Here is a 15,435-nt window from a genome sequence, read left to right on the forward strand (position 1 = left end):
AGCGACGCCGGAGGCCGGGGCGGCCGGGGTGGCCGCACGGGTTCGAAGGTGCCGCTGATCGCGGCGGTCGGCGTCGGTCTCGTGGTCCTCGGCATCGGCGCGGGCGCGCTGCTCGGCGGCGGGGGCGACGACGACAGCAAGAACCAGCCGGTCTCCGCCACCGGGCCCGCGAGCGAGGCGCCCTCGGCCGAGCCGTCGGCGGAGCCGTCCGTCGACCCGGTCCGGCAGCAGGCCGTCGAGCTGGACAAGCTGCTGGCCCACAGCGGCGACAGCCGGTCCACGGTGATCAGCGCGGTGGAGAAGGTGAAGGCCTGCAAGGACCTCCAGCAGGCGGCCGAGGACCTGCGGGAAGCAGCCGGGCAGCGCAACCAGCTGGTCACCGACCTGACCGCGCTCTCGGTGGACAAACTGCCCGAGCACGCGGCGCTCACCGACGCGCTCACCAAGGCGTGGCAGGCGTCGGCGTCGGCCGACAGCCACTACGCGGCCTGGGCCGACCAGACCGCGGGCAAGAAGGGCTGCCGGAAGGGCCAGGCCCGCTCGACCGGCGAGACCGCGGCCGCCACCAAGGACAGCGGCACCGCGACCGCCGAGAAGACCAAGGCCGCCCAGCTGTGGAACGCGATCGCCAAGCAGCACAGCCTGACCGAACGGCAGCCGACCGATCTGTGACCGGCCGATCTGTGACCGGCCGATCCGTGACCGGCCGGAGCCCGGCCCGGTCCGGACGGCCGGCGTGCGGTGACCGGAGCGGGCCGGCGTGGGGCTGACGGAGGACGACGAGCACGGCGGAGGGGCGGTGGCGGGCGGCCCGCTCCTCGCCGCGTCAGGCCAGGTCGGCGTTGCGCAGCGTGTCCGTCACGTCGATGAAGCCGTCGCGGCTGGACACGAGCCGGCCGTCCTTGACCTCCTGGAAGGTCACGTTGGCGTTGACCAGCCGGGGGAAGCCGACGGAGGCCAGCTTGTCCTGGAACTGCCAGCGCAGGGTGGGGGTGAGCCCGCCCGTCTGGACCTTCAGACCACTGTTCAGCGTCCGGGTCACGGTGTCGGCGCTCACCTCGCCGTCGCCGAGCGACTCGACGACCTGCTGGAACACCGTGTAGGCGATCCAGGTGGTCTGCACCCCGGCGTCGGCGGGGTCGATCCGGTTGTCGCCGAACGCCTCCTTCTTGATCACGTCCTTCATCGGGTCCCAGAGCTTGTCGCTCGACGCCGGGTACCAGCCGGTGACGTACGACCCCTCGTACGGGCCCGATGCCCCGCCGGTCGTGTTGACCGTCGTCTGGTCGACGCTGCCCAGCACGGTCGCGGTGCGCACGTCCGGGTGGTCGGCGCGGGCGCGCCGGAAGGAGTCCATGAAGGTGCTGGTGCTGTCCCCGAGCGCGGGCACCACGCAGCCCTCCGCCTCCGGGTCGGCGGTACTGGTCTCCAGGGCCTGCTTCGCCTGCCCGCCGTACTCGGTGGCCTCCTCCGCCGCCCGCTGGTCCGCGGTCGGCTCGTGGTCGCCCGCGGACAGGCCCGAGTTGAGCAGCGGGGGCAGCTGGTCGCCCGCGATGGTGTCGGGACGGATCAGGGTGACCGGCCCGCAGACGTCGGCGAGGGCGCGGCCGAGGCCCGCCAGCAGCGCCGGCTGGCCGCCGTTGACGGGGTAGGACAGCGGGCTGGTGAACTCGTCGGTGGTGATGCCGTAGCCGCCTATGTACGGGATGCCGGCGCCCTCGAGGGTCGGCAGGACCGTGTCGGCGTGCTGACTGTACGAGCCGATGACCGCGACCACGTTCTCCTTGACGGCGGTCCGGGCGCACCGCGAGGCGGCCACGCTGTCGTTGTGCTCGTTGCAGGTGATCACGTTGAGCTCGCGGCCGTTGATGCCGCCCTCGGCGTTCACCCAGCGGGCATACGCCTTGGCGAAAGCGGGCATGCCGGGCTTGTTGGTGGCGCTGGTCTTCTCGGGTGCCCAGGTCATGACGGTGATCGGTTCGTCGCTGTCGACTCCCGGGCCGGGGAGGACCCCGCACCCGGTGGCCAGTATCGTCGCCGCCAGCGCGCCCGAGGTCAGGGCGCCGGCTCCGAACGGCCGGGAGCTGCGGCGGGGGAGGAGGCTGCTGCGGTTGCGGCTGCGGTTGCTCGGACTGCCGGTCATGTTCACGCACGATTCCCTCACATCGCCAACCATGAGGTGACTCTCGGTAGACAGATGGTGACGTGGAGGTGAATTGCCGGGTCCGGTGTGATCGGTGGCGTGGGGAAACGTACGATCGATGACCGTGCAAGGTTCGGAGAACTCTTCCCGTCGAAGCCGTCGCTCCTTCACCATGGGCGGCATGCCACTCAACGACATGCCCTGGTGGCGCTGGCGCAGCAATGTGCGCTCCGCGCTGCACATGCTGTCCGACCCCGGGTTCCAGCACGGCGTCTGGCTGGCCGGCGTGGACGGCTACGGCGACGTCACCGACGCGGTCTACCGGCTGGTCGAGGACACCTGGCTGGACAACTGGTCCGCCGAGAAGTACGTGGGCACGATCTTCCGCGACTCGCAGGAGGCGGCGCTCGTGGACACCGCGGTGCTGCGCGTGCTGCGGATCATGCACCAGGTCGGTCCGGACGCGCCCGTCACCGCCTACCTCGCGCACGAGGGATGGCCGGACGCGGTGCGTGCCGCGCGCGACGCGCACGTGCGGCTGGCGACCAGTGACGGGGAGGACCCCGACACTCCGCCGCGGACCCTTGAGGTGCTGAACATCCTGACCCGGTCCGCGTAGCGGAACGGCCCCCCGGCCGGGATCCGCGTATGGGACCCTTTTCCGCATGAGCGAGCAGCCCACCCGAGCAGAGACCCCGGCCGACCAGTACGTTCTGACCCTGTCCTGTCCTGACAAGCAGGGCATCGTGCACGCCGTGTCGAGCTACCTGTTCATGACCGGTTGCAACATCGAGGACAGCCAGCAGTTCGGTGACCACGACACCGGGCTGTTCTTCATGCGGGTCCACTTCTCCGCGGAGGCCCCCGTGACCGTGGAGAAGCTGCGGGCGAGCTTCACGGCGATCGGTGACGCGTTCCGGATGGACTGGCGGATAAGCCGCGCCGACGAGAAGATGCGCATCGTCCTGATGGTCAGCAGGTTCGGCCACTGCCTGAACGACCTGCTGTTCCGCGCCCGGATCGGTGCGCTGCCGGTGGAGATCGCCGGCGTGGTGTCCAATCACACCGACTTCGCCGAACTGGTGGCTTCGTACAACGTCCCCTTCCACCACATTCCGGTGACGAAGGACACCAAGGCGGAGGCCGAGGCGAAGCTGCTGGAGATCGTGCGCGAGGGGGGCGTCGAACTCGTCGTGCTCGCCCGCTACATGCAGGTCCTCTCGGACGACCTGTGCAAGCAGCTCTCCGGGCGGATCATCAACATCCACCACTCCTTCCTGCCGAGCTTCAAGGGTGCGAAGCCGTACCACCAGGCGCACGCCCGGGGTGTGAAGCTGATCGGTGCCACCGCGCACTACGTCACCGCCGACCTCGACGAGGGCCCGATCATCGAGCAGGAGGTCGAGCGGGTGGGTCACGACGTCACCCCCGACCAGCTCGTCGCCGTCGGCCGCGACGTGGAGTGCCAGGCGTTGGCCCGCGCCGTGAAGTGGCACGCGGAGCGCCGCATCCTGCTGAACGGGCGGCGGACGGTGGTCTTCGCCTGAGCCGTCGGGACACGGGCGGCCCGGGGGCGGGGGCCGGAACGCCGCGGCCAGGGCCTGTCCGGCACGATCCGACGGACGGGCCCTGGATCCGGACGGGCCTAGATCCGGCTCATCGAGGCCGCCGCCAGCAGGACGTCCCGGATGGCGGTCTTGTCCCCGACCTGCCCGGCGGCCGCCTCCTGCGGAGACACATGGCCCGCGGCCAGACGGCAGAACTCCGAGCCGTCGAGCGCTATGTGGGCCACCTCGTGCTCCGCGGACCCCTTGGCCGCCGGGGAGTCCAGCGGGATCAGCCACTCCCCGCCGCCGGACCCCTCGATCTCCAGCCGCAGACTCCGCCCCGGCGCACCGGCCGCGACCAGCCGCCGCTCGGTGGAGACCTCCTGCCCGGCCTGCCGGCGTGCTTCGAGGACAGCCGGCAGCATCCGCGCGGCCAGGTCGACCATGCCGTGCAGATGCCGTCCGGTCGGCGGCTCGTACGGATAGTCCACCGCCTCGGCGATGTCCTCCCCGTGCACCCAGCACTCGAAGGCGCGGTCCAGCATCGCGTCGTGCAGCGGCAGCTCGTAGCCGCCGTACGAGACCGGCATCCGCCCCGCCCTGCTGCCGGTGAAGGACACCGTCCGTACCAGCTCGTGGGTCTGCGCACGCCAGGGCGCCCGCACGGAGCGGGTCGGCGGGTGGTGGGCTCCGCGCCAGAACGCCTCGGTGCGGGCCGACGGGGTGGCCCGCTCGGGCGCGAGGTCGCCGAGCGGATCGGGCAGGCCGAGGGCGGCCGCGACCAGCCCGTCGACCGCCATCAGATGCGCGATGACCCCGGCGACGGTGGTGCGGCGGGTGGTCGCCTCGTCGGCCTCGTACCAGCGCAGCCGCACGGGCGCGTGCCACTCGGTGTCGCCGAAGTCCTGGAGCAGCGCGTCCAGCCGCGCCGTCTCGGCGTCGTAGGCGGCGGCCCAGTCCGGCACGGGGATGCGCGGCGGACGCCGCTTGAGGCAGGACTCCAGGACGCGGGTGCGCAGCCCCGGGTCCAGGTCGAGGCTCTCGGGCCGCTGCAACAGCCCGACGGCGTCCCGCAGGAGCAGCGCCTCGTCGGCGCAGGCCCCGCACTCGCCGAGATGCTCCTCGACGGCTGCCGTCTCCTCCGGTGCGCAGGCGGCCAGCGCCCACGCGCCCAGCAGCGACTTCAGCACCCGGTGCTCCAGCATCAGCGGCTCGGGCGCCGGCGGTGCGGCCCCGGCGGGCTGCTCGGGCATCGGTGCCGGTGCGGGCAGGAGGCGGCCGGTGTCCTCGACGGAGGCGCGGGGCGGCGGTATGGGGGCGGAGTGGCCGGGCCCGGCATCGCGGTCCGGGCCGTCGCCGGGGTCCGGTCCGTCGCCCGGTCCGGCCCTGCCACCACCCGGTCTGCGCGGAACATCCCGCTCGCGCGTACCGTCCGACCCGTTTCCCGGGCCCGTGCGTGTGCCCGTGGCCGTGTCCTCGTGACGCTCCCCGTCTCCCTCGTGCTCCTCGTGGTCATGGCCGGCGTGCTCACGGTCGCCGTACGGCTCGAAACGGTCGCCGCTCACGCCGCACCCCCGATTCCGGGCGGGGCGTCCGGGGCCTCGGTGTCGTGGGCCGTGGCCAGCAACTGGAGGCCCAGCCGGAGGCGCCGGCGGGCCTCGTCCTCGGTGACGCCGAGGTCGGCGGCGGTCTGCTGGTAGTCCCTGCGCTGGAAGTACGCCAGCTCCAGCGCGGCCCGCAGCGGAACCGGCATGGCGTGCACGATGTAGTCCGCGCGGGCGGCCACCGAGGCGTGGCGCACCTGGTGCTCCAGATCCTCCGCGCTGCCGGCGCCGCCGTGGGCGAGCGCGGCGGTCCCGGCGGCGCGCAGCCGCTCGACGGCCAGCCCGTGGGTCAGCGCGGCGATCCACGTGCGCAGCGGGCCCTGCTGGGGGTCGTAGGCGTCCGGGTGCTCCCAGGCGTGGGCGAAGACGTCGCGCGTGACGGTGTCCGCCGCGTCCTCGTCGCCGAGGACGCGGTGGGCGAGGCCGTGCACGAGGGAGGCGAACCGGTCGTAGAGCTCACCGAGCGCGGCGGCCTCTCCACGGGCGAGCCGCCGCTGCATCGTGCGGTCCCAGCGGGGTGGTACGTCCCGTCGTGTCATGCGCCCCCTTCACCCCCTGTTCCTGCCGACGTCCCGGGACGGCCCTGTCCGGCCCGGCGGGTGCCCGCCGACTTCACGAATGTAGTCGGCACGTACGCGCACGCACGCCCCTTTGAGGCAATGTGCGCCCCCCGCCGGGCCCGAGGTGGTAGAAGGTCGCCGGTGCGCACCTCGGATGCCGTCCGGTGGCCTGCCTACCCACTCCCTCGCTGATCGGAACCGATCGAATGAGATCGAAGTCGATTGAAACAAGCCTTTTCTGTTCGGTTACCGTTTCTCGGATCGTGTTTCAGGGCAAGGCCGGTGGGCAGCCGTGCTGCAAGGAAGCGTAGGCACTTCTTCCGTTTCGGCGAGCGAAGGGCGTGGTGGTGACCTTCAACGTGACCGACGGAGAGCAGGGCGACTGGGCCGTGCTCAGGGTGTCGGGCGAACTGGACCTGATGACCTCGCCGGTGCTGCGCCAGCGCGTGCACGACGTCGTGGCCGACGGCAGACACAGCCTCGTCCTCGATCTCTCCGAGGTGTGGTTCTGCGACTCCAGCGGCGTGGGGGTGCTCATCGCCACCCGTCGGCTGCTCCGCTCCTGCCAGGGCAGTCTGCGGCTGATCCTTCCCGCCCAGGGAGCCGCCGACGGCAGCCACGTCAACCGGGTGCTCGGCGCGCTCGGGGTGCGCCGCCTCTTCGACGTCCACCCGGACGTCCCGTCCGCGGTGGGCGGGGACTCGCGCCCGCTGTCGGCCTGAGCCGGCCCCGGAAGCCGGCGGCCGATGCGGGCGGGCGGCGTGTGCGCCCCGCGGGTGTCCGCGCAGGCCCGTGCGGGCCGCATGGTCGTCCCGGAATTCTCCCGTTCTTGGTACAAGCGTCGTTTCCGGGCTCACGAGGGCGCCGCACGTCGTACGCTCCGAGCGAGAGGACCCCCACTGTGACCCCACTGACTAAGGCGGCCTGAAAGAGACATGGTCACCAGCGAGTACGAGCGCAGGATCGCGGCCCGCTTCGCCACCTTCGACCAGGACGGCAACGGCTACATCGACCGCGAGGACTTCAGCGGAGCGGCCAAGGCGCTGCTCGCCGAGTTCGGCACCCGGGCCCGGTCCGACAAGGGCCAGGCCCTGTACGGCGGCGCCGAGGCCTTCTGGCAGGGCATGGCGGGCATCGCCGACCGCGACGGCGACCAGCGCATCACCCGCGAGGAGTTCGTGAACGGCGCGGTCAAGCGCCTGCGGGACAACCCGGGCCGGTTCGCCGAGATCGCCCGGCCCTTCCTGCACGCGGCCCTCGCCGTGGCCGGAGGCGACGGTGACGGCACGGTGGGCGTCGAGGAGATCGCCCGCGTCCTGAGGGTGCTCGGCGTCCCGGAGGAACTGGCGGGGTCCGTCGCCGCCACGCTGGACGCGGACGGCGACGGCAGGATCGGCGAGGAAGAGATCGTGGGCGCCTTCGCCCGCTACTTCACCATCCCCGAGTAGCGCTCCCGCGGCCTGTACGCGAGCGCCTTCCGCGGGGACTCGCCGCGCGGGAGGGCCGCGGCCGCCTCCGGCCGCTCCGGCAGCTTGTGCACCGACGGCCCTTCCGCGCGCAGATACGCGGTCACCGGCTCCGGCGTCGGCTCCCCGGGACCCCGGCCTCCGTACCGCTCCCGGACGCGGCTCCCGTGCCCGTCACGGCCGCTACGGGCCCCGTGGCGGACCAGGGCGTCGAGCCGGCCGCCGTCCTCCTCCCGCGGCCGGACGACCGGGCACCGCCCCGCGCGCGTGCGAACCGGCGGTGCAACACGCCCGGACCCGTGAACGGTTCGGCCGCTCGGGGCCTTCCGGGCGGTGGCCCACCTGTGCGCCGGAATGCCGGTCCGCGCGGAGACCACCCGCGCCGCCGGCTACGCGGCGCCCGCGACTGCCTCCAGGTGCACGAAGGCATGGGCTTCACCTGGGAGGCGGACGTTCGACCGCACCTCGCACGCGCCTGGGGGCGGGCCCGGAGCACCGGAGGAACCACGGAGAGTGAGGGGACGCTCACCGTCGAACCGCTCGCCGGAACCGCCTGCCCCGTCCCCTGTCTGCGATGTCGCGGACCACCCCGCGCGAATGTCGCGGATTGTGGCATCCGGGTATCACGGAGCGTTGATACCGGGTTGTGTCCTACGCGTGACTCGTCACGGCCCGGAGTCGGCTGTCCGCTCCGGTACCTTGTGTGGGATGCGAGTGGTTGTGAGCACGCACCGCACCGGAGTTGCCCCCGAGGCGAGTCCGGAACGGCCGGTGCCTGCCGCCGTTCGCCGCGCTGCCAGGCCTGCTGTCACCGCCTGTTCGACTTGCCGGGGCGGGCGTCGCACAGTATGCCGCACGGGTACTCCTTCGCGCTGGAATATGCCCGAAGCGCTTGTTGACGTGACTGTACGTCAACCATGCTGGCCCATAGGGGATTCACGTTCCGTGACCCCTGTCCCGGCCGTTGTCCAGGCCATGCACAGAATGGCTACGATCGTGGCCCTCGTGAGGCGCGAGTCCAAGTGTCCGCCGGTTCGGATGGTGTGAGCGGTGCAGGTGCTTCAAGTGCAGCTGGAGATCCGGCCCGACCCCGCTGAGGTGGGGCGGGCCCGTCGGTGGGCCCGCTCGCGTCTGGCCGGATCGGGGATAGCGGCCGACGAGCCGCTCGCCGAGACGCTGATCCTGCTCGTCTCGGAGCTCGTCACCAACGCCGTGGTGCACACCGGCTGTCCGGCCGTACTGAGACTCTCCCTGCCGGATGCGGCGGCCGGGGGGGACACCGTCCGCCTCGAGGTGGCCGACCGGAGCTGCAGGGCGCCGGTGCCGCGCTGCGTGGACGGCGACGCGACCGGCGGGCGCGGCCTCGCCCTTGTCGACGGCCTGGCCGACCGCTGGGGCTGGAGCACCGACGGGGCCGGCAAGCGCATCTGGTGCGAACTCGACCGCTGCGCGGCGGCGCGGAAGGCCGCCGCCCCGGCCTGGGGCGGCTTCGAGTACGAGGCCGTGTAGCGCCTCGGCACTCCGAGGCGCCGGGGATCTGGGGGACCTGGGGGATCCGGTGGGCGGGTGCACGGTCATGCGTACATGCAGGTGCACCGATGCATGGAGGGACGGTCCTGCGGGTCGGGGCGTGAGTCGGTGCGCCGGGTGTGCTTCCGTGCGCGGCGCCGAATAGCCGGACATATGGCGCAGATTCGACCATGGCTGCATGAATCGGCGTTGACGTGTCGTGACCGTGTGATCACTCTGGTCGTCAGCGATTCGCTGCGAGGGGACGGCGAGGACTTCGACGACGGGAGCCCTCGGCGAGTGTGGGTCGTGATTCCGGCGCCGCTTTCCTCATGGCCGAGGGGAGCCGGGCGGGAGCGCCGGAGTCGGAAGGCGGTGCGGTGCCGCCGCGCTCGGGACGGGCGGCGCCGCGCCACCACCGTCGCCAACGCGGCATCGTGCCGTGCTCGGGGGCGGGTTCTGCCGTCCTGGCACGTCCCGTCGTACGGGAGGACGGCGACCGGTGCGACGGGGGACCCCGTTCCGCCGGCGAACGGCTCGGGTGTCGCCGACGGCGGAAACGCGCAGCGGCCGGTTCTTCCACAGGCTGTGGACAACTTTTCCGGATGTCGGCTCCGGCCCTGCGGCACGTCCATGTCCACCAGGCCGAGCGCGGGCACCCTGACCGGCCTCCTCGGCGGCAACCCCCAGGGCTCCGTCTTCCGGGCCGACTCCGGCCTGGCCAAGGGCGGGATCGTCCCCCCATCCTCCCGCCCCGGCGGGACATCGCCCCGGACACCGAGCCGTACCGGCGGGGGCGCCTCCTCGACGAACTCGTCGTCCCCGCCTACCCGGTGGAGGACTTCGAGCAGGCCCGCGCGGTGTTCACTTTCCGGTGCCGGCCGCTGCGGCCGTGCGCTCGCCCCCGCCCTCGCCCCCGCGGTGGCCCTCGTGATTCCCGCCTCCGGCCCGGAACGTCCGCCGGTACGCGGACGGCGTCACCCCCAGCGCCGCCTGGAAGTGCTGCCGCAGCGACTGGGCGGTGCCGAACCCGGCGTCGCGGGCCACCTGGTCCATGGACAGGTCCGTGCACTCCAGCAGATGCCGGGCCCGTTCCACCCGCTGCCGGGTCAGCCACTGCCCCGGACTGACCCCCGTCTCCTCACGGAAGCGGCGGGTGAAGGTGCGTACCGACATCGACTCCTGGGCGGCCATGTCGCGCAGCTGGACCGGTTCGTGCAGCCGGCCCAGCGCCCAGACGCGGGCGCCGGTCGTGGAAGCCTGCTGCTGATCGGGCACCGGCCGCTCGATGTACTGTGCCTGCCCGCCGTCGCGGTGCGGCGGTACGACCGTACGACGGGCCACGTCGTTGGCCACGGCGGCGCCGTGGTCGCGCCGGACCATGTGCAGGCACAGGTCGATGCCGGCCGCGACCCCGGCCGAGGTCAGGATGTCGCCGTCATCGATGAACAGCACGTCCGGGTCGACCTCGACGCGCGGGAAGAGCCGCTGGAACCGCGCGGCGTCCGCCCAGTGCGTGGTCGCGGGCCGGCCCTCGAGGTAACCGGCGGCGGCGAGGACGTACACGCCGGTGCAGATGGAGGCGAGCCGGGTGCCGGGACGGACGAGGGCGAGGGCGGCGGCCAGTTCGGGGGTCAGCTCGCCCCGGTCGAAGACCGGGCCGAGCTCGTAGGAGGCCGGGACGATCACCGTGTCGGCGGTGGTGAGGGCCTCCGGGCCGTGGGCGACGTGGAGGGCGAAGTCGGCGTCGGTCTCGACCCGTCCGGGCGGCCGGACGGAGCAGGTGACGACCTCGTACAGCGGCCGCCCCCCGGCGTCACGGGGGCGGCCGAAGATGCGGTGCGGGATACCCAGCTCGAAGGGGAGCAGCCCGTCCAGGGCGAGCACGACGACGCGGTGCGGCCTGAAGACATCGGGGGCGCCGGGGGCGCCGGGGGCGCCGGGGGTACGGTCGGCCGGTTCCATGGCCCGATCCTAGCGAATACTGTCCTCCGGGCCACTCGATACGGGGGCTCCGCGCACGGAAGCTCTAGGGCGTGACCCAGACCAGCGAGACAGCCGGCACCGTGAAGCAGCCGGACAGCGTGGAGCAGCCGGACGCCGAGGAGCGGGCCGCAGCGCAGGCCGGCAGCAAGCGGAACCGCCCCGGCCCGCGCCGCCCCCGCATCCACCGCGCGTGGTTCGTCGCCGCCGTCACCTTCGTGACGATCATCGGCGCCGCCGCCTTCCGCGCGGTGCCGGGGCTGTTCATCGACCCGCTGAACGAGGAGTTCGGCTGGTCGCGCGGGACCATCGGTGCCGCGGTCTCCGTGAACCTCGCGCTGTACGGCCTCACCGCCCCCTTCGCGGCGGCGCTGATGGACCGCTACGGCATCCGGCGGGTCGTCGCGGTGGCCCTGACCGTGATCGCGCTCGGCTCGGGGCTCACGGTGTGGATGACGGCGGCCTGGCAGCTCATGCTGTGCTGGGGGCTGCTGGTGGGCCTCGGCTCCGGTTCGATGGCGCTGGCGTTCGCCGCGACCGTGACCAACCGCTGGTTCACCGCACGCCGTGGCCTGGTCACCGGCATCCTCACCGCCGCGTCCGCCTCCGGGCAGCTGATCTTCCTGCCCGTGGTCTCCTGGATCGTCGCGACGTACGACTGGCGCCCGGCGGCCGTCACGGTGGCGCTCGCCGCGCTCGCGGTCGTCCCCTTCGTCTGGCTGCTGCTGCGCGACCACCCGGCCGACGTGGGCCAGAAGCCGTACGGGGCGCAGGAGTTCGTCCCCAAGCCCGAGCCCGTCCCCGGCGCCGCCCGCCGCACGCTCAAGATTCTGTTCTCCGCGGTGCGCACCGGACCGTTCTGGCTGCTCGCCGGCTCCTTCGCGATCTGCGGTGCCTCGACCAACGGTCTGATCCAGACCCACTTCGTGCCCGCGTCCCACGACCACGGCATGCCGATCACCGCCGCCGCGTCCCTGCTGGCCGTCATCGGGATCTTCGACGTCGTCGGCACGGTGGCCTCCGGCTGGTTCACCGACCGCTTCGAACCGCGCCGCCTGCTCGCCGTCTACTACGCCCTGCGCGGCATCTCCCTGCTCTTCCTGCCCATGCTCCTGGCGCCCGGCGTCCATCCCCCGATGATCTTCTTCATCGTCTTCTACGGCCTCGACTGGGTCGCCACCGTCCCGCCCACCCTCGCCCTGTGCCGCGAGCACTACGGCGACGACAGCGCCATCGTCTTCGGCTGGGTCCTCGCCTCCCACCAGGTCGGCGCCGCCCTCGTCGCCTTCCTCGGCGGTGTCGCGCGGGACGTGTTCGGCTCCTACGACGTGGTCTGGTACGCCTCCGGCGCCCTGTGCGCGGCGGCGGCGCTGATGGCGCTGGTGATCCGCAGGCGGCCGCGTACGCCGGGACTCGCCGTGGGCTGACGGGTGCCGGACGGGCTGCTGGTCCACCGGGGACGGCCCTTCGGTGAACCGTCCCCGGTGGACCAGCAGGGGCGCGCCGGTCTCGTCGCCCGTGCCGAGCGCGTGCCCGCGACCGACCACGATCAGGCGGTCGCCGCCGATGCCGCCGGTGTGCACGGCGCAGTCGATCCGGCGAGGGCGCCGGCCGGCCGGGGCGAGCCGGAGTCGGCTCCGGTGCCGGGACCGGTCCCGGCGGTCGTCACTCGGGGAGCCGGGCGATCCCCGGCGCCCCGTGGCGGGTCAGCGCCTTGGCGATCTTCTCCGCGTCGATGGCCGCTTCACGGAGGTTGCCGGTGATGGGGTTGGTGAAGCCGGTGAAGTGCAGGCCGGGCGCGCCGGGCGGGGTGCCGGCGCCGCGGGCGACGGGTCTGCCCCGGCCGTCGAGGACGCCGAGGTGGCCGACGAGGCCCTCCAGGGCGGGGACGTACCCGGTGGCCGCGATCACCGCGTCCGGGCCGATCCGGTCGCCGTCGGCGAGGACGACCTTGCCGTCCTCGAACCCCTCCACGGCGGCCACGATCTCCACCGTTCCCTTGCGCACGGCGTCGACCAGACCGACGTCCTGCACGGGGATGGCGCCCTCCCGCACCCTGCTGTAGAGACCGCTGTCGGGGCGCGGCAGGCCTTGGGCCGAGAGGTCCGGCAGGGCGACCCTGGCCTGGGCCCGGCTCAGCCGGTCGACGAGCCCGACCGGCAGCCGGCGCACCAGGACGGCCGAACGCTGCGCGGGCCAGCCCGCGGTCGAGCGGCGCACGATGTGCGGGACGGTGCGGACCGCCACCCGCACCCGGGAGGCCCTGCCCTCCACCAGGTCGACGGCGATGTCGGCGCCCGTGTTGCCGATCCCCGCGACGAGGACGTCCCGGTCGGCGAAGGGCCGCGCGTTGCGGTACTCGGAGGCGTGCAGGAACTCGCCGGCGTAGGCGTCCCGGCCGGGCCAGTCCGGCAGGCGGGGTGTGTGGTTGAGGCCGGTGGCGATCACGACCGCGGCGCCGGTCAGTTCGCGGCCCCCGGTGGCGCGCAGCAGCCAGCCGGTGCCGTCCGCGGTGCGTTCGACGCGGGAGACCTCGACCCCGGTGACGATCTCCAGCCGGTGGTGCTCGGCGTACTTCTCCAGGTACCGGACCATGTCGTCGCGGGTGAGCCACCGCCCGAACCGGCGCGGTATCGGCAGACCGGGCAGCGCGGACAGGTGGCGGGTGGTGTGCAGCCGCAGCCGGTCGTAGTGGCGCCGCCAGGACGTCCCCACGCTGTCGGACCGTTCGAGGACGACCGCCCGCACGCCCCGGGCGCGCAGCGCGTACGCGACGGAGAGCCCGCCGGGACCACCGCCGATGACGTAGACGGGACGGTCCTCCTGGTGCGGTGCCGTGGGGTTCGGGGGCGTGGTGGAGTCGGCCATGTGCGCGAGCGTAATCTCGCCCATGGTTGATGGGTCTCGGTCAAGACCGGAATTGGTTGCGGATTGATCACGTCTGGAGGAGTCGGGGGTGGGATCGGTGGCGTAGAGCGCCCGGATGTGAAGGGGCGCCTTGCATAACGCGCCCCGGTGCACTGAATTGACGCGCCGTCATGCGCTGCCGGAAGCGGCGTGTGCGGCCCGCCGCCTTGCGCGGGCCGCACCCCGTACACCGCCGCGGCCGTCGATCCGGCCGAGGGGCCGCGGATGATGACGGAGATCGTGCGGAGGGACGGGACGGCGGCGGGGCGACGGCGGGGCGACGGCGGAGGCGGACCCGCGGGCCGGGACGGACCTGGAGGTGACCTTCAGGGAGGGCGATCCCGTGTTCCGGCCGTAGGGCCGTTCGGGCCGATGGCCCGAACGGCCCCGCCCCGCTGGTGCCGCTGTCCTCGGGGCCAGGGAGCTCCCTAGGGCCAGAGGAGTTCCCTGGTCCACCCCTCCCGCGGTGACCGGCGGTAGCGCAGACGGGTGTGACGGCGGAGGGCGTCGCCCTGGAAGAACTCCACCTCGTCCGGGCGCAGGCGGTACAGGGTCCAGGACGGGGCCGGGGTGTCCGGCTCCCGCCGGGCCAGCTCCCAGGCGGCCTCCGAGGCACGGGTCAGCTCCTCGGGGGAGCCGAGGAGTTCGCTCTGGCGGCCGGTGAGCGCGGAGGCCAGCGCCCCGGCCGAGCGGGCGCGCAGGTCGGCCCGCGCCTCCTCGGCCGGGGCGGTGACGACGGGCCCGCGGACCCGGACCTGGCGGCCCAGCACCGGCCAGTAGAAGGCCAGCGCGGCATGCGGGCGGACGGCGAGGTGGCCGCCCTTGCGGCTGTGGGCGTGGGTCGCGAAGGACCAGCCGTCCGCGTCCGCGCCGTGCAGCATCACGATCCGGACGTCGGGCAGCCCCTCCGGGTCCGCCGTGGCCAGGGACATGGTGTGCGGTTCGGGCTGCCCGGCCGCCACCGCCTCGGCGAACCACCGGGTGAACAGCGGCAGTGGCTCGGCGGGGGCGGCGGCCGGATCGAGCACCGGCAGGTCGGTGAGCTCCGGGTCCCACACCCGCAGTGACGACAGCAACTCGTGAAGATCGGTTCCCATGCCCCGATTGTTCCTGTCCGTCGCGTCGTCAGCCGGTCGCGTCGTCAGGTCGTCGCGTCGTCAGGTCGTCATGCGGGCCGTAGTCCGGGTCGCTCTCACACGGATCCGAGGTCGGAGGACAGCCAGCGCTCGGGCCGCATGCGCAGGACGACCTGCTCGCCGTGCTCCTTCCGGGCGAAGGCGACATAGCCCTCGACCTTTTCGGCCGGGAGATAGCGGGAGGCCAGCTCCCGGAGCTGCTCGACGGTCGCCGGAGTGGTCTCGACGACCGGCCCCTCGACCGACACGTAGCGCATGGTGGGGGCGAGGCGGTCGACCATGAGGGAGAACCGGCCCGCCGCGCCGATCAGCCGGTTCTTGCGGGAATCCAGTCCCGTCATGATCCATGCGTCTCCGCCGGGCGTGTACTGGTACCAGATCGGCACGGTGAGGGGCGCACGCCCTGCTCCCGCGTCGACCGCGATCGCGGCGACATGGGGTTCGGCCAGGAACTGTTCGCGCTCTTCGGGGGACAGGGCCATTCCGGGTTCCTCCTGCGATGTCTGCGGCTTGCGGGCTGCTGTGGCCGCCGGGTGTCACTCGGGCATGCGCTCGCGCGGGCCCGCCTTCACGGAGTGCT

General features: G+C 73.1%; 14 protein-coding genes and 2 pseudogenes. 7 read left to right on the forward strand and 9 right to left on the reverse strand.

Annotated features, from left to right (window positions below):
- Positions 1–672 (forward strand): annotated as a pseudogene (locus tag ACFP2V_RS06635) (hypothetical protein); the annotation flags it as partial.
- 154 nt (positions 673–826) lie between these two features.
- Here the strand turns inward: ACFP2V_RS06635 and ACFP2V_RS06640 are convergent.
- On the reverse strand, positions 827–2,143 hold the full coding sequence (locus tag ACFP2V_RS06640; RefSeq protein WP_381206847.1) for an ABC transporter substrate-binding protein: 1,317 nt from the start codon (positions 2,141–2,143) through the stop codon (positions 827–829).
- Between the two features lie 118 nt (positions 2,144–2,261).
- Here ACFP2V_RS06640 and ACFP2V_RS06645 point away from each other — a divergent pair, with 118 nt between their 5' ends.
- Together ACFP2V_RS06645 and purU are read left to right on the forward strand one after the other, a co-directional pair.
- Complete coding sequence (locus ACFP2V_RS06645; protein ID WP_381206850.1) at positions 2,262–2,762, forward strand: SCO4402 family protein; 501 nt, start codon at positions 2,262–2,264, stop codon at positions 2,760–2,762.
- A gap of 46 nt (positions 2,763–2,808) precedes the next feature.
- Positions 2,809–3,690, forward strand: coding sequence for a formyltetrahydrofolate deformylase (gene purU / locus ACFP2V_RS06650; protein WP_381206853.1), 882 nt, complete (start codon positions 2,809–2,811; stop codon positions 3,688–3,690).
- A 98-nt stretch (positions 3,691–3,788) separates the two neighbouring features.
- Here purU and ACFP2V_RS06655 read toward each other — a convergent pair whose 3' ends face one another.
- Together ACFP2V_RS06655 and ACFP2V_RS06660 are read right to left on the reverse strand one after the other, a co-directional pair.
- Positions 3,789–5,255, reverse strand: coding sequence for a maleylpyruvate isomerase N-terminal domain-containing protein (locus tag ACFP2V_RS06655; RefSeq protein WP_381206856.1), 1,467 nt, complete (start codon positions 5,253–5,255; stop codon positions 3,789–3,791).
- Positions 5,252–5,833, reverse strand: a complete 582-nt coding sequence (locus ACFP2V_RS06660; RefSeq protein WP_381206859.1) for a sigma-70 family RNA polymerase sigma factor — start codon at positions 5,831–5,833, stop codon at positions 5,252–5,254. Before ACFP2V_RS06660 ends, ACFP2V_RS06655 begins: the two co-directional genes overlap by 4 nt.
- Before the next feature lie 362 nt (positions 5,834–6,195).
- Between ACFP2V_RS06660 and ACFP2V_RS06665 the strand changes: the two genes are divergently transcribed.
- Positions 6,196–6,576: an STAS domain-containing protein gene (locus ACFP2V_RS06665; RefSeq protein WP_381206862.1), complete on the forward strand. Its 381-nt coding sequence runs from the start codon at positions 6,196–6,198 to the stop codon at positions 6,574–6,576.
- 213 nt (positions 6,577–6,789) lie between these two features.
- Positions 6,790–7,302 (forward strand): EF-hand domain-containing protein, encoded by a 513-nt coding sequence (locus tag ACFP2V_RS06670; protein ID WP_381206865.1) that lies wholly within the window; start codon positions 6,790–6,792, stop codon positions 7,300–7,302.
- On the opposite strand, the gene ACFP2V_RS06675 is transcribed toward ACFP2V_RS06670, so the two are convergent.
- On the reverse strand, positions 7,281–7,427 hold the full coding sequence (locus ACFP2V_RS06675; protein ID WP_381206868.1) for a hypothetical protein: 147 nt from the start codon (positions 7,425–7,427) through the stop codon (positions 7,281–7,283). The genes ACFP2V_RS06670 and ACFP2V_RS06675 overlap by 22 nt on opposite strands.
- Positions 7,428–8,385: 958 nt before the next feature.
- Between ACFP2V_RS06675 and ACFP2V_RS06680 the strand changes: the two genes are divergently transcribed.
- Entirely contained in the window at positions 8,386–8,829 is a 444-nt protein-coding gene (locus tag ACFP2V_RS06680; protein WP_381206871.1) for an ATP-binding protein, read from the forward strand.
- Between the two features lie 488 nt (positions 8,830–9,317).
- Here the strand turns inward: ACFP2V_RS06680 and ACFP2V_RS06685 are convergent.
- Positions 9,318–9,488: pseudogene (locus tag ACFP2V_RS06685) on the reverse strand (cyclase family protein); the annotation flags it as partial.
- A gap of 205 nt (positions 9,489–9,693) precedes the next feature.
- Entirely contained in the window at positions 9,694–10,794 is a 1,101-nt protein-coding gene (locus tag ACFP2V_RS06690; protein WP_381206874.1) for a GlxA family transcriptional regulator, read from the reverse strand.
- A 200-nt stretch (positions 10,795–10,994) separates the two neighbouring features.
- Here ACFP2V_RS06690 and ACFP2V_RS06695 point away from each other — a divergent pair, with 200 nt between their 5' ends.
- Complete coding sequence (locus ACFP2V_RS06695; RefSeq protein WP_381207540.1) at positions 10,995–12,239, forward strand: MFS transporter; 1,245 nt, start codon at positions 10,995–10,997, stop codon at positions 12,237–12,239.
- 238 nt (positions 12,240–12,477) lie between these two features.
- On the opposite strand, the gene ACFP2V_RS06700 is transcribed toward ACFP2V_RS06695, so the two are convergent.
- The 3 genes from ACFP2V_RS06700 to ACFP2V_RS06710 all read right to left on the reverse strand — a co-directional run bounded on the left by ACFP2V_RS06700 (position 12,478) and on the right by ACFP2V_RS06710 (position 15,337).
- A complete protein-coding gene (locus ACFP2V_RS06700; protein ID WP_381207543.1) occupies positions 12,478–13,680 on the reverse strand; it encodes a flavin-containing monooxygenase in 1,203 nt (400 codons plus the stop codon).
- Between the two features lie 467 nt (positions 13,681–14,147).
- Positions 14,148–14,816 carry a pyridoxine/pyridoxamine 5'-phosphate oxidase gene (locus ACFP2V_RS06705; protein WP_381206877.1) on the reverse strand — a complete coding sequence of 223 codons (669 nt, stop codon included), beginning with the start codon at positions 14,814–14,816 and terminating at the stop codon, positions 14,148–14,150.
- Positions 14,817–14,911: 95 nt separating this feature from the next.
- Positions 14,912–15,337, reverse strand: a complete 426-nt coding sequence (locus tag ACFP2V_RS06710; RefSeq protein WP_381206879.1) for a pyridoxamine 5'-phosphate oxidase family protein — start codon at positions 15,335–15,337, stop codon at positions 14,912–14,914.
- Positions 15,338–15,435 lie beyond the last annotated feature (98 nt).

This window comes from Streptomyces incanus, assembly GCF_042656345.1.
GTDB classification, from domain to species: domain Bacteria; phylum Actinomycetota; class Actinomycetes; order Streptomycetales; family Streptomycetaceae; genus Streptomyces; species Streptomyces incanus.